Raw genomic sequence first — 13756 nt, 5'->3', positions numbered from 1 at the left:
AGGATGGAAGAATGTCCGCATGTCTCAGTCTTCCGCCCCCTCGACCGACGATCCCACGGCCCGCATCCCGCTCGGCGGGCTCGAGCCGCCCCTGGCCCTCGGAGCGCTGGACGGGCGCTACCGCCCGGCCGTCGCACCGCTGATCGACCACCTCTCGGAGGCGGCGCTGAACCGCAACCGGCTCCATGTGGAGATCGAGTGGTTCATCCACCTGTGCGCCGGACGCGTGCTGCCCGGGATCGAGCCGCTGGGCCAGGAGCAGATCGACGGCCTGCGCCGCATCGTCGAGGACTTCGGCGCCGAGGGCATCGCCGAGCTGGCCGAGATCGAGGCCGTGACCGTCCACGACGTCAAGGCCGTCGAGTACTACATCGGGCGCCGGCTGCCCGCGCTGGGCCTCGAGCACCTGATCCCGCTGGTGCACTTCGCCTGCACCTCCGAGGACATCAACAACCTCGCCTACGCCGTGGGCGTGCGCGATGCCGTCGAGCTGGTCTGGGCCCCGGCTGCCCGCGAGCTCGTGGAGCAGATCTCGCAGCTGGCCGCCGACAGCGCGGAGGCGCCCATGCTCTCGCGCACCCACGGCCAGCCGGCCACGCCCACCACGCTGGGCAAGGAGCTCGCGGTCTTCGCCCACCGCCTGGGGCGCCAGCTCGCCCGGGTCGGATCCACGCAGTTCCTGGGCAAGATCAACGGGGCCACCGGAACCTACGCCGCCCACACGACCGCCGTACCGGAGGCCGACTGGCAGGAGGTCTCGCGCACCTTCGTCGAGGGGCTGGGGCTGAGCTGGAACCCCCTGACCACGCAGATCGAGTCGCACGACTGGCAGGCCGAGCTCTACGCGGACGTCGCCCGGTTCAACCGCATCCTGCACAACCTCTGCACGGACATCTGGTCCTACATCTCGATCGGCGTCTTCCGCCAGGTCCCCGTCGAGGGCGCCACCGGGTCCTCGACCATGCCGCACAAGGTCAATCCGATCCGCTTCGAGAACGCCGAGGCCAACCTGGAGATCTCGTGCTCGCTGCTGGACACGCTCGGAGCCACGCTCGTGACCTCGCGCTGGCAGCGCGACCTCACGGACTCGTCGTCCCAGCGCAACATCGGCACCGCCTTCGGGCACTCGCTGCTGGCGATCTCGAACGTCGCCAAGGGCCTGCAGCGCCTGGATGTGGCCCACGACGTCCTGGCCGCCGACCTCGACGAGAACTGGGAGGTCCTGGGAGAGGCGATCCAGACCGTCATGCGCGCCGAGGCGATCGCCGGGACCCCCGGCATGGAGAACCCCTACGAGCGCCTCAAGGACCTGACCCGCGGCCACCGCGTGGATCAGCAGCGCCTGCAGGAGTTCGTGGCCGAGCTCGGGCTGTCCGATGCCGCAGAGCAGCGCCTGTCCCAGCTCACGCCGCAGACCTACATCGGGATCGCCCCCAGGCTCGTGGAGCATCTCGAGCGCTGAGGGGCCCCGTCCCGTCCGAGGCTCCCGCGCAGACGACGCCGGGCGGTGCTGCTGGTCCAGCAGCACCGCCCGGCGTCGTCGTTCGCATCCCCTTTCAGCGGCGCGGATCCGTCAGGTCCGCACCGCCCGATCACATGTCCTTGGCCGCCCAGCCAGCGGTGCGCACGCGGCGACGGCCGAACAGCCGTCCGGGGCGCGACGGGCGCAGCTCGGCCTGAGCGCCGACCGTCTCGAGCCACTCGGGGGCCATGCGCCCCAGCTCCTCGGCAGAGCCCGCGAAGGCCAGCGCATCCACGGCGCTGTCGGCGCTCACGGCCACGGCATCCCACACCTCAGCGCCGACGCCGCGAGTCTGCTCGCAGAGCACGGCGAAGGCGCGGGCGCCCCGCTGCAGCGCGGGGTCCAGCACGGTGAGGTCCTCGCCCAGGGCCTCGGAGATCTCCCAGGCGGCGCCCACAGCGCTGACCGAGGAGCCGACCACGATGGCCAGGGAGGCGAAGGGATCGGCCTCCTGGACGCGCTCCATGATGCGGTCGGCGGCCCTGGCGCAGCCGATGTCCCACAGGTCGAGCTCGGTGCCGCGCGGCAGGGTGAGCCGGCGCGTGCGGGTGTCGAGCTCGACGATCTCGCCGCCGGTCAGCTCTCGCGACAGGCGGATCGGGCGGTACCAGCCGCTCGAGACGGCCTGGGCACGCTGAGCGGCCTCGAGGACGGCGCACAGCGTGGGCGAGATCTGGGCGGTGAGCGCATGATCGCTGCTCAGGGAGAGCAGCAGGGACAGCTCGGAGTCCGGGCGCTCGGTGCTGAGCACCCACGACAGGTCGGAGAGGACCTCGTCGGCGATGGACTCGGCGACCATGCGGGTCAGCGGGTCGACGGCGGACACGGTCCGCTGCGCCGTCAGCGTGGGGGCGCTGCGGCGGAGCCTGGGGGGAACGGCCATGGTGGGGGAACCTCGTGGGGGGATGAGGCGGGGCTGGGGATGCCCCGGAGCAGATGAAGGCCGCTGCGGATCGACACCGGCCAGATTTTCGGGAGACAGAGGGTGGAGACGTATCGCAGCCCGCGATCCGGCTCCGCTCCTCTGCGCGATGCCCCGAGACTCCAGTCTCTCGGACTGCTGTCACAGCCCCTGTCGAATCGGCGCGCCATGTCGACGGAAGTGAGGTGAGGGCCTCGGCACCCGTCGGCACAGCCCATACGTTACCTGCGAGTAATGAAGATGCAACACCTTCTCTCCGATATTTTCGACCCATCTGACTGGGGACGATATCGAAACATGGCTGCATTGAATATCTAATGAATATGCATTCTGCAGTGGGCTGTTCAGCACATTCTATCGCTGCTGCCGACAGCGGTGGGGGCACCGCCCGCAGCGAGTCGATCCAGCAGCTCCCCCGGCCGGTTGGTCGTGATCTGCTGGACGCCCAGGGCAAGGCACAGCTCGAGGTCCGCCGCGGTGTCGACCGTCCAGACCCGCAGGATCGAGCCTTGCGCCAGCCAGGTCCGCACGAGACCGGGGTGATCCCGCACGAAGGCGATGCCCGGACCCGCGATCTCGCACAGGCCCCGGGTGATGATCGGCTCCGCCGACGGCACGACCCAGCGCATGCCGGCGTGCACGAGCCGGGCCGTCACAGCCGGGACCCGCAGGCTCGCGGCCACGGACTCCGGGGTGGGATCCTCGATCAGCTGGCACACGTTGCGCGGGGCGACGGTCTGCAGGACATGGCGCACGGCATCCGGGTGGAAGCTCATGATCGAGACCTGCAGGTTCCCCAGGCGCCCGGTCTCCGGGTCCCAGCCCTCGGCCATCAGGACGCTGAGCACGGCCTCCTCCAGCCGATGACCGGCCGGGGAGGGATGCTTGGTCTCGATGGCGAGTCCGACCCGCCTGCCCGCGCCGCGCAGCAGCTCGAGCAGCTCCGGCAGCGTCAGCAGCTGCTCATGGGGCTCGCCGTGGCTGACCGGGATCTCGACGCCCTTCCAGGAGACGAAGTCCAGACGGCGCAGCTCGGCCAGCGTGTGCGAGGAGACCGGTCCGCGGCCGTCGCTCGTGCGCCCCAGCTGGGCGTCGTGGTGCAGGACCAGGTGGCCGTCGCGCGTGAGGTGGACGTCTCCCTCCACGCCGTCGGCCCCGTCCAGCAGGGCCTGCACGTATGCCGCCCGCGTGTGCTCGGGGTACTGAGCGCTCGCTCCGCGATGCGCGAGGATTCTGGGGCCCAAGCTGTGCCTTCCTGCGAGGAGAGGGTGCTGCGCCGTCGACTCGCAGGGAGTCGGACAGCGCTCTCGCCTCTCACGCTAGGGGCCTGCTGTGAACGCCGGAGGAACGACGACGGCCGACCCGATGAAGCACCTGGTCCCCGCCTGAAGGATCAGGCGGGGACCAGGGGTCCTGCATCATGTCGGCCGCTGTGCGCCGCAGGACTCAGCTGTCCTGCTGACCCTCGCCGCTGATCTGCGCCGGCTCACCGGCCTCCTCGGAATCCTTGGAGCGGTCTCGGGCGTCGTCGGCGAGCTTGGGAGCCCGGTCGACCTCGGACAGCTCGGGCGGGAAGCTCGCCGGAAGCGGCCCGAAGGCCTCCTGGGTGCTCTTCACGACCGCCCGTGACATGGCCAGGTTGGCGCCGCCGCCGACCACGGCGCCGATGCCGAAGGGCAGCGCGCGGCCCAGCGCCGCCGTGGACTGCTTGCGGATGAAGCGGCGCACGAACATGTTGCGCAGCTTCTTGCCGACATCGAGGCCGCCCTCCTTGGAGCCGGTGCCCATCATCAGGCCCCAGCGGTTCGTCAGGCCTCGGGACTTGGAGCTCGAGGCCAGGACCTGCTTCATGAGCACGCCCCCGTCCTCGCCGAGCATCAGGGCCATGACCATGGAGCGCGTGCGCACCGGGTCGGAGGTGTGCACGCCGTGCAGCTCCGCGATGGCCTGGGCGTACAGCGCGGTCATCTCCAGGTAGCCGCCGACCGAGACGGTCGACACGCCCAGGGAGGCCAGCGTGCCGATGCCCGGGATCATGGCCGCACCGCCGGCCACGCCGCCGGTGGCCGTGTTCGCCCGGACGTACATCCGCTCGAGGCGCTTGGCGATCTGCTCGGGGGTCTCGTCCGGGTGCTCGGCGCGCAGCCGCTTGACCCAGCGCAGCACGACGGGACGCTGCACCTTCAGGGCGTTGTCGAGGAAGCCGTTCAGCGCCGGGGTCGGCTTGCCGTCATCATCGAATGCGTGCTTCAGGGGGTTGAACGCCACGGTCGTCTCCTGGGGTGGGTGTCCTTGAGAAGTTCGACGACCAGCCTACCCACGGCCATCAGCGTCCTGTCTGATCGGCTCCTGACGACTGGCTGGGAGCCGCAGGCACGACTCAGCGCACGCGCAGATCCGCCCAGACGGGCCGATGGTCCGAGGTCGGGAAGGGATACGAGCCCGTGAGCTCCGCGCCGGGCTGCCCCGGTGCGGGCCAGAACACCTGGGAGTCCTGCACCCGGAGATTCGACGAGGGCAGGACGTAGTCCACCCGCAGGTTGCCCGGCGCTTGGTCGGTGAAGTCCGCCGTGTCGAAGCGGTGCTCGCCCAGATGCCTCGTATTGGCCCCTCCCTGGGCGGCAGCCGCCGCGACGGCCCCCTCCGAGCTCGGCCGGGGATCCTGGATGCGGTGGTGCTCCAGCAGCTGCCGGGCAGCCCCGGGCCAGGAGTCCCCGTCCTGAGGGTCGGAGTTCAGATCGCCCATGATCACGAACCTGCTGCCGGGCAGCAGTCCGCCGGTGCCCCCGTTGTCGTCGCGGATCCAGCTGCCGCGACGCGAGCCCGTGATGTAGTCCGCCCAGAAGCGGATCTCGTCGTGGTTGCGCCTCCCGTTGCGGTCCTCGGATCCGTCGAACGACGGCGGAGTCGGGTGGGAGGCCAGCACATGGACGGTGTCGCGGCCCACCCGCACGGGAACATCCCAGTGCGACTTCGACGACAGCCGCAGCCGCTTACCGATCTCGCGGCCGTAGTAGTCCCAGGGCAGCAGGCTGTCCGGCATCTGCGACCAGAGCTGAAGCTGGAAGGTCCGCACCGCGCGGTGGTCGATGGGCGCCGTGGAGTACACGGCCATGCCGTACTGGCCGGGGAAGAGGCCGAAGCCCCAGGCATCGTCGCCGGTGCGCAGCGTCCCGTCCCCGTTGAGGTCCAGGCCCGAGTCCACGCCCGTGTTGACGGCAGCGGTGAAGGCGTGGGGGAAGTCCAGCGGGGCCTGGCCGTTCTGGCTGCGCGCCAGGTAGTTGTCCCGGAACAGCTGCACGCCCAGGTGCTCGGCGTCGTAGTCGAACTCGTTGATCAGCAGGACGTCGGGGGCGCAGCGCTGGATGACCTCGGCGACCGCCTGCGCCTGGGCATTGCCGGGCGTGGAGAGATCCCGCACCAGCTGCCCCTGCGAGCCGCGGTTGAGCGAGGCGTTGTAGGTCATGAAGCGCAGCGTCCGATGCCCGGCCCCGCCGCGCTCGGAGGCTGCGGCGGGAAGGGCGATCGAGGTCACCGCGGCCCCGGCCAGGCCTCCGACCAGGCTGCGGCGGGTGAGTGCGGTGCGGCGGCTCATGTGACCCCCTGGGGTGCTCGGTGGGCGCGGCCGGTCGGCCGATGACATGGACCGACCGTAGCGAGAGCGGTTGAACCGGCCGTGAACGCACGGCGAGCGGATCACGCGGATCGGTGAGACGATCCGAGCATGTCCCGCCCCGCACACCGCTCCCGCTTCCTGTCCGCCCTCGACGCCGGGGCCGAGATCGCCTGGGACGAGCTGACCGAGGGGTGGATCCTCAGCATCGGCGGCGCCGAGCAGTCGCACGTGGACCTGGCGGATCCGAGCCGGGTCTTCTACGAGTACCTGCAGCGGATGTCGGCGGCCTGCGACCTGCAGCGCCCGAGCGGACAGCCCGTGCGCGCGCTGCATCTGGGGGCCGGGGCGCTGACGCTGCCCCGCCGGCTGAGCGCGGTCCGCCCGGGATCGCAGCAGACGGTGATCGAGCTGGCCCGCGAGCTGCCGGGGTTCGTGCTCGAGCACCTCCCCTGGCCGGACTCGCAGCCGCCCCGGATCCTGATCGGCGACGCCCGGGAGCAGCTCGGCGCGCTGCGCGAAGCCGAGACGGAGCCGTTCGACCTGCTGGTGCTCGACGTCTTCGCCGGCGACGACGCACCCGCCCATCTTCGCGAACGATCGTTCTACGAGGAGATGGCCCAGGTCCTGGCCCCCGACGGGGCGCTGATCGTCAACGTGGGCGATGACCCGGGACTCGGCTTCTTCCGCGAGCAGGCCGAGCGCATGGTGCAGGCCCAGGGCAGCGGCGGTGCCCCGGCCTTCGCCGACGTGTGGTGCCTGAGCGACGCCTCGATGCTCGACGGGCAGCGCGCCGGCAACCTCATCCTGCTGGGCTCGCCCTCGAGCATGCCGCGCGAGAACCTGGACGCCCTGCGCGCCGCCGGCCCTCACCCGGCCGCGGTCCTGGACCGCATGCAGCTCGAGGACTGGCTGGCCGGTGAGTGAATCCGCCGCTCAGGCGGTCGTGAAGCCGCTCAGGTCGCCCTGGGGGTCCTCGAAGTGCGCGTCCACGCGCATCACGGCCCCCGGTGCGTCCGGGCCCTGGATCTCCTTGAGCAGATCGCGCACCGCCCAGCGGGTGCCTTCGGCGATCACCTCCACGGTGCCGTCGTCGAGGTTGCGGGCGCAGCCCACGAGCCCCAGCTTCTCGGCGTGCTTCCACGTCCAGTAGCGGAAGCCCACGCCCTGCACCGTTCCGTGCACGATCGCGATGGCCCTCAGCCGCTGCCTGGTGTCCAGGCCGTCCTCCTCGTCTCGTGCTGCGCCCTGCTGGCTCATGCCCGGGTCCCGGAATCGCTGGAGGAGCCCGAGGAGCCCTCGGCCGCATCGCGCAGCACGTCGCGGAGGTCCTCCGCGCTGCCGATCTCCCCGAGGTCGATGGCCCTGCCATCGGCCACGAAGCTCGGAGTCCCCGTCAGCTCGAGGTCCTCCGCCTGCTGGCTGTGCTGCTCGACGATCTCCTCGACGTCGCTGGAGCCCATGTCCTCGCGGAAGCGCTGCTCATCCAGCCCCGCCTCCCCGGCGAGCTCGACGAAGCGGCCCTCGAGCTCGCCGTCCGAGAGCTCGGACCACTCGTCGACGTCGTCGTAGACGAGGCTCGCGTACTCGTGGGCCTCCCCCTGACGACCGGCGGCCTCGACCGCGTGGGCCGCCGGCACCGCGTTGTCGTGCATGGACAGGGGGAAGTTCTTCACACGCACGACGACCTCGCCGTCGAGCTCCTCGGCCACCTGCTCGACCGCAGGGTGGAAGGACCCGCACGCGGGGCACTCGTAGTCGGTGTACATGGTCACGACGGGCAGATCTCCGCTGGCCGTGTTCAGGGCGTAGCCGTCCTCGATGGCCTGGTCCACGCCGGCGACCTCGGTGTCCTCCTGCGGGGCCTCGGAGTCCTGGGCGCTGGCGGAGTCCTCCGCCTGGGCGGAGCCCCCTTCCGACGGGTCCTGGCTCGGGGAGCCCTCGCTCGCGGTGTCCGGGGCGGAGGCGGAGTCCTCGGTCGAGGGGTCCTCATCGGAGCTGGGAAGGCAGCTCGTGAGCAGCAGCGCGCAGCAGGCGGCAGCCGTCAGGCCGGCGGCGAGGCGGGATCCGGTGGGATGGGATGTCATGGCACTCCCGGGGGTTGAGGCGGTGCCCGCAGGGCCCCGCGGTGATCGGTCTGCGATGGCCCAGACTACGGGCGGGATCTGACTGCGCGATACCCTGCCAGCGCCGTGCCGTCCGAGAGCCCGTTGCCAGAAGGAGTCCGCCCGTGCAGCTGATGGTCCCGTTCCAGATCGTGCTCATCGTCCTGGCGGTGATCGTGATCGTCGTGGGAGCCGTGATCTCCGACCCGCTGCTGATGCTGCTCGGGGCGCTCATGGCCGCGATGGCCATCACCGGGCTGGGCATGGCGCTGCGGATGCGCCGACGGCACTCGGGCCAGGCCCCGCAGCGCCCCACGCGCGGCTGAGACCGGATCAGTCCTGGGCCTCGGCCTGCTCCTCGTCCAAGGGCAGCGGCTCTCCGTCCAGCCGGTGGTCCAGGTGCATTCCGGCCTCCGCAGCGCTGCCGCTCAGGGCCTCGGCCGCTTCCTCGTACTGCGGCTCGCTGTACTCCGGCAGCCGCTCGGAGCGCACCCTGAGCATCGGCGCCGCCCCGTCCGAGCCCTCGACCCGCGCCGTGGCCTGCAGATCAGGAACCTGGCCCAGGTCGTGGAGGTCCTCGAGCAGCTCGGGCGTCAGCGACTTCGCGAACGCGCTCGGGACCGTGAGCCGCACGCGGCCGTCGATCACGGTCACAGCGTCCTGGTGCCCGCCCGGCGCCTGGCCGGCCTCCTGGGTGTCCCTGAGCACCCGGGAGAGCTGGGGAAGCGCTCCCTCAGCAGACAGATCCGCCGAGTAGACGGTGGTCACCTCCAGCTGCTGGCCCACGCTCACCGACCAGCGGCGCTCGGGCCCCTGCTCCTCGGCGGAGGACGGCGACGCCGAGGGATCCGGGGCAGCCGTCTCCTGCGCGCCCGGCTGGGGGCCTGTGCGCTGCAGCGCGGCAAGCAGGTCGATGGCCTCGGGGATCGTCGCTGCCGAGCCGGTCGCCCGGCCGTCCGCAGCGGCGGGCTCGGAGGCCGCCGAGGCCTCTGCCGGTCCCGAGATCGAGGAGCCGTCGTCGAGCACCAGGGAGACCTGTCCCAGGCCGATGCCGGTCCCCGACAGCTGGGCCTCGGCCTCCGTCTCGGCTGAGGACCAGGCCTGAGCGATCTGCTCGGGGGTGGCTTCGGGCGCGAAGAGCAGCCCCAGGTCCACGGTTCCTTCGCGGGCCTCGCCCCCCTGGGAGTACGAGCCCTCCACGGAGGCCGAGACCACCCCGGGCAGCTCGCACAGGGCCAGCTCGGTCTGCGGCACCACGAAGGCCACGTCAGCGGCATCCGGAGCGGGTGCGGTCCGCGCCAGGCCGTCGTCCTCGGCGCTGGGTCGAGGCTGGTTGCAGTCGGCGCTGCGAGCCCAGACGGGCAGCTCAGCCCCGGCCACGAGCCCGGGCTCGGCGATCTCCCGGTTCGGCGGCTGCTCCATCTCCGGGATCTCCGGCTCGGGATCGGCCGGTGCGCAGCCCGCCAGCGGCAGTCCCATGGCGGCGAGACAGCCCAGCAGCGCGGCCGATCGGAGTCCGGCGCTCGGGCGCGAGGCGGCTGTCATCTCAGATGCCTCCTGCGAAGCGAGCGGATACGGGGGGTGCGTGCCGCCGGGCGGGGCCGCACGGCCATCCTACGGATCGCGGCCTCCTGCCGCGCACTGCGGTCCGGGCCGTGACGCGCGAGCCGTCTCAGCCGCGCAGCCAGGGACCCGTGACCGAGTCGGGATCGGCGGCGACCTGCTGAGGAGTGCCTGCCGCCACGACGGTCCCGCCGCGGCGCCCGGCGCCCGGGCCCAGATCGATGACATGGTCGGCCGTGCGGATCGCCTCCGGACGATGCTCGGCCATCACGACGGTCGCCCCGTCGCGGGCGAGGCCGTGCAGCACCCGCAGCAGGCGCTCGGCATCGGCCGGGTGCAGCCCCGTGCTGGGCTCGTCGAGCAGGTAGAGCGTCCGGCTGCGACCGGTGCGGTGCAGCTCGGAGGCGAGCTTGATCCGCTGGGCCTCTCCGCCGGAGAGCTCGGTCGCCGGCTGGCCCAGTCGCAGGTAGCCGAGTCCCAGCGCCCCGAGGGCCTCCAGGGGCCTGCGGATCGCATCGACCCGGCGGCGCTGGGAGGCCGAGCGCGGCCGATGCGCAGCCTCCTCGTCGGACGGCTCCTCCGCGAAGACGGCGAGCGCCTCGGCGACCGTGAGCTCCAGGATCTCGGCGATCGTCCTCCCCTCCCAGCGCACCGAGAGGGTCTCGTCGTCGTAGCGGGTCCCGTGGCAGACCGGGCAGACGGTCCAGGAGCCGGGCAGGAAGACCAGCTCGACCTCCACCTGGCCCTGCCCCTGGCAGTGCGGGCAGCGCCCGGGGGTCGTGTTGAAGGAGAACCGTCCGGCCTTCCAGCCGCGGGAGCGGGCCTCCGGGGTGTCGGCGAACAGCGCGCGCACGTGATCGAAGAGCCCCGTGTAGGTCGCCAGGTCGGAGCGCGGCGTCCGTCCGATCGGCTTCTGGGTGATCCGCACCAGACGGCGCACCTCCTCCAGGCCCTCCGCGGCCGCGACGGTGGTGCCCGGACGGCGCTGCTGCTCGGCCTCGGAGCCCTCGCTGGCTTCCTCCGGGTCGCCGGCCTCGAGGTCCACCACGCCGGAGCCCTCCAGATGCTGCGCCGTCGCATCCGCCAGCGCATCCAGCAGCGAGGACTTGCCCGAGCCGGAGACGCCCGTCAGCGCGGTCAGCGCCCCGATAGGGAACTCGGCGTCGATGCCGTCGAGGGTGTTGCGGCGCACGCCCCGCAGGCGCAGGCGCTGCTCGCTCACCCGCACGGGGCCGCCGCGGATCTGCTCCGGCGGCGTCGAGGCGCGCAGGAAACGGCCCGTGGCCGATTCCGCGACGTCCTGGAGCTGGTCGACGGGACCGGAGTGCAGGATACGTCCGCCTTGGGTGCCCGCGCCGGGGCCGACGTCGACCACCCAGTCGCAGCCGCGCACGAGCTCCATGTCGTGCTCGACCAGGCACACGCTGCTGCCCGCACCCACGAGGCGGCGCAGCACCGCCATGAGCTGACGCGCCTCCGATGGGTGCAGCCCCGCCGAGGGCTCGTCCAGGACGTAGGCCACCCCGAAGAGCCCCGAGCGCAGCTGCACCGCCAGGCGCAGGCGCTGCATCTCGCCGGGGGAGATGCTGAGGCTGCTGCGATCCAGGCTCAGATGCCCGAGGCCCAGGTCGACGACCGAGCGCAGGGTCGAGCAGCCGTCCTCGAGCAGCAGATGCTCGGCCTCCTCGCCGGGGCCCAGTCGCTGGCCCTTCTCAGCACGGCGGTCCAGCTCCGCACGCCTGTCCTCGAGCAGCTGCAGCAGCTCGTCCAGGGGTCGGGCCTGCAGCCGGTCGATCGGCTCGCCGGCCCAGGTCACGGACAGCGCGGCCCGGGTGAGGCGGCGGCCGTCGCACTCGGGGCACGGGCGGGACTCCACGAAGCGCAGCGCGCGGGCGCGCATGCTCGCGCTGCCGGTCTCGGCCAGCGTGCGCATCAGCAGGGAGGCCGCCGAGGAGAACGTCCCCTGGTACTCGAGCTGGACCTGATGGGCTCCGCGCACGGGATGGACGGTCACGACGGGGTGCTCGTCCGTGAACAGCACCCACTGCCGGGTCTGCTCGGGCAGCTCGCGCCACGGCAGGTCGATGTCGATGCCGAGCTCGCGGCAGATGTCGCGCAGGTTCTTGCCGTTCCAGGCGCCGGGCCACGACGCGATCGCGCCGTCGGCGATGCTCAGGCTCGGATCCGGGACCATCGACTCCTCGGTCGGCACGTGCTGCACGCCCAGGCCGTGGCACACCGGGCACATGCCCGTCGGGGTGTTCGGGGAGAAGGCGTCGGAGTCCAGCCGACCGCGCGGGCCCAGCTCCATCCCCTGGGGATACTCCCCTGCCCGCGAGTACAGCAGCCGGATCGTGTTCGACAGCGCCGTGATGGTCGCGACCGAGGACCGGGCGGTGCCGCCTCCGCGCTGCTGGCCCATGGCGACGGTCGGCGGAAGACCTTCGACGGAGCGGACCTGGGGGTCGACGGCCCCGGCGATCAGCCGACGGGCGAACGGGGCCACCGATTCGAGATAGCGGCGCTGGGCCTCGCCGTGCAGGGTGCCGAAGGCCAGCGAGGACTTCCCGGAGCCGGAGATCCCCGTGAATGCCACGAGCCGCTCGCGCGGGATCTCGACATCGACCTCGCGCAGGTTGTGCAGGTGGGCGCCGCGGATGCGGATCATGCCGTTGTCGTCGGCGTTCTCGGCCTTCTGAAACGGGGTCGTCTCCCCGGAACCGGCGGTCATGCCCGCAGCTCCACGGCCCAGAAGGTGCCCTGCCCGCTCACGACGACCGGCTCGCCGTCGGCTCGGACCCACGCCGAGTGCCCGGCGCCGACCTCCACAGGCTCGGCCCCAGGGGAGCTGAGCGTCACGGAGCCGTCGACGCACAGGACCGTGCACGTGCTGGGATCCAGCTCCAGCTCGAGCTCGCGCCCGGGCCGGGCCTCTCCCGAGACGAGGCTCAGGCGGTCCTCCCACAGCGAGATGCGGCGCAGCCCGTCGGGGCCCGTCACCGCCTCCTGCGGCACTCCGGGGTCCTGGTCATCGGTCACGACCCGCAGCAGCTCGTCGACGTCGACGTGCTTGGGAGTCAGCCCCGCGCGCAGCACGTTGTCCGAGCAGGCCATGATCTCCACGGCCGTGCCCTGCAGATAGGCGTGGACCTGGCCGGCGGGGGTGAACATGGACTCCCCCGGCTCGAGCACGAAGTGATTCATGCACAGGGCCACCAGCAGGCCGCGGTCACCGGGGTGCGAGCGGGCGACGTAGTTCAGCACGGAGCCCAGCTCGTCGTCAACGGGCAGACGACGGACGGCCTCCTCCAGATCGGCCAGAGCCGCCTGCGCCCGGTCCTCCGGAAGGCTCAGCACGGTGCGCAGGACGGGCTCGGGGTGCTCGAGCACCTCGCGCAGCCACTGCTGGTCCAGCGCCTCGGCCAGCAGACCGAGCTCGGCGCGATCTCGCATGCCCGTGAGGATCTGCAGCCGCGACAGCGCCACCACGGTCTCCGGCTTGTCGCTGCGGTCCTTGTAGCTGCGATGCGCCGCATCGATCGCGATCCCGGCGGCCTCCTCGCGCTCGAACCCCTCCCGGGCCTGCGCGATCGAGGGGTGGACCTGGATCGACAGCGGGGCCTCGATCGCCAGGATCTTGAGCAGGAAGGGCAAGGATCCGTCGTCGGCCACGACCTGGTCGCCGTCGCGCACGAAGCGCTCGGGCTTCTCCAGGAGCAGCTCGTTGAGGGGCTGCGGGCCGGCCTGGAGCACGAGCTGCGAGGGTGCCGAGCGGTGGGCGCCGATCCACAGCTCGGCCTCGGGCTGCTCCGAGGGCGAGGGCCGCCCCTGCATCTGCGCCAGGACCGAGCGCGAGCCCCAGGAGTAGTGCTGGACGGGGTCGATCATCTCGAAAAACTGGGGCATGGCTCCATGGTAAGCACGGGGACTGTCCCCGCCTTCCTGCCGCAGCAGGGCCCCGCGCCCCCATGTATGGGGCGGCGGCGCGCCCGCCTGCGCTCGGGAGCCGCCCCATCGCCTCCATTAGAGTG

Annotated in this window: 12 protein-coding genes; 3 read left to right on the top strand and 9 right to left on the bottom strand. The window is 72.0% G+C overall.

All coding sequences use genetic code 11. The features are described from left to right. Window positions 1-19: 19 nt before the first annotated feature. Window positions 20-1462 (top strand): adenylosuccinate lyase, encoded by a 1443-nt coding sequence (gene purB, locus QSJ40_RS01380; RefSeq protein ID WP_006213908.1) that lies wholly within the window; start codon window positions 20-22, stop codon window positions 1460-1462. 130 nt (window positions 1463-1592) lie between these two features. On the opposite strand, the gene QSJ40_RS01375 is transcribed toward purB, so the two are convergent. From QSJ40_RS01375 to QSJ40_RS01360, 4 genes are all read right to left on the bottom strand, one after another. Further along, window positions 1593-2405 carry an FAD:protein FMN transferase gene (locus QSJ40_RS01375; protein ID WP_040560445.1) on the bottom strand — a complete coding sequence of 271 codons (813 nt, stop codon included), beginning with the start codon at window positions 2403-2405 and terminating at the stop codon, window positions 1593-1595. A 383-nt stretch (window positions 2406-2788) separates the two neighbouring features. Further along, window positions 2789-3688: a glycerophosphodiester phosphodiesterase gene (locus QSJ40_RS01370; RefSeq protein WP_081609438.1), complete on the bottom strand. Its 900-nt coding sequence runs from the start codon at window positions 3686-3688 to the stop codon at window positions 2789-2791. Between the two features lie 202 nt (window positions 3689-3890). After that, window positions 3891-4712 carry a hypothetical protein gene (locus QSJ40_RS01365; RefSeq protein ID WP_006213911.1) on the bottom strand — a complete coding sequence of 274 codons (822 nt, stop codon included), beginning with the start codon at window positions 4710-4712 and terminating at the stop codon, window positions 3891-3893. A 112-nt stretch (window positions 4713-4824) separates the two neighbouring features. Continuing rightward, complete coding sequence (locus tag QSJ40_RS01360; RefSeq protein WP_006213912.1) at window positions 4825-6039, bottom strand: endonuclease/exonuclease/phosphatase family protein; 1215 nt, start codon at window positions 6037-6039, stop codon at window positions 4825-4827. A 129-nt stretch (window positions 6040-6168) separates the two neighbouring features. Between QSJ40_RS01360 and QSJ40_RS01355 the strand changes: the two genes are divergently transcribed. Further along, a complete protein-coding gene (locus tag QSJ40_RS01355) occupies window positions 6169-6984 on the top strand; it encodes a spermidine synthase (RefSeq protein WP_006213913.1) in 816 nt (271 codons plus the stop codon). Window positions 6985-6993: 9 nt separating this feature from the next. On the opposite strand, the gene QSJ40_RS01350 is transcribed toward QSJ40_RS01355, so the two are convergent. Both QSJ40_RS01350 and QSJ40_RS01345 read right to left on the bottom strand, forming a co-directional pair. Then, window positions 6994-7317 (bottom strand): acylphosphatase, encoded by a 324-nt coding sequence (locus QSJ40_RS01350; protein WP_006213914.1) that lies wholly within the window; start codon window positions 7315-7317, stop codon window positions 6994-6996. Continuing rightward, the gene (locus tag QSJ40_RS01345) at window positions 7314-8144 is read right to left on the bottom strand and encodes a DsbA family protein (protein ID WP_285728389.1); all 831 of its coding nucleotides are present in this window, start codon (window positions 8142-8144) and stop codon (window positions 7314-7316) included. Before QSJ40_RS01345 ends, QSJ40_RS01350 begins: the two co-directional genes overlap by 4 nt. Before the next feature lie 143 nt (window positions 8145-8287). On the opposite strand from QSJ40_RS01345, the gene QSJ40_RS01340 reads away from it, so the two are divergent. Further along, window positions 8288-8488 carry a hypothetical protein gene (locus tag QSJ40_RS01340; protein ID WP_006213916.1) on the top strand — a complete coding sequence of 67 codons (201 nt, stop codon included), beginning with the start codon at window positions 8288-8290 and terminating at the stop codon, window positions 8486-8488. Window positions 8489-8495: 7 nt separating this feature from the next. Here QSJ40_RS01340 and QSJ40_RS01335 read toward each other — a convergent pair whose 3' ends face one another. From QSJ40_RS01335 to manA, 3 genes are all read right to left on the bottom strand, one after another. Continuing rightward, entirely contained in the window at window positions 8496-9707 is a 1212-nt protein-coding gene (locus QSJ40_RS01335; RefSeq protein WP_268144436.1) for a hypothetical protein, read from the bottom strand. A gap of 127 nt (window positions 9708-9834) precedes the next feature. Continuing rightward, window positions 9835-12456, bottom strand: a complete 2622-nt coding sequence (locus QSJ40_RS01330; protein ID WP_285728388.1) for an excinuclease ABC subunit UvrA — start codon at window positions 12454-12456, stop codon at window positions 9835-9837. After that, complete coding sequence (gene manA, locus QSJ40_RS01325; protein ID WP_285728387.1) at window positions 12453-13631, bottom strand: mannose-6-phosphate isomerase, class I; 1179 nt, start codon at window positions 13629-13631, stop codon at window positions 12453-12455. Before manA ends, QSJ40_RS01330 begins: the two co-directional genes overlap by 4 nt. Between the last annotated feature and the right edge of the window lie 125 nt (window positions 13632-13756).

Source organism: Kocuria sp. NBRC 114282 (genome assembly GCF_030268385.1).
Lineage (GTDB): Bacteria > Actinomycetota > Actinomycetes > Actinomycetales > Micrococcaceae > Kocuria > Kocuria palustris.
Note: the sequence above shows the minus strand (reverse complement) of the source record. Positions and strands in the feature narration are given on the sequence as shown.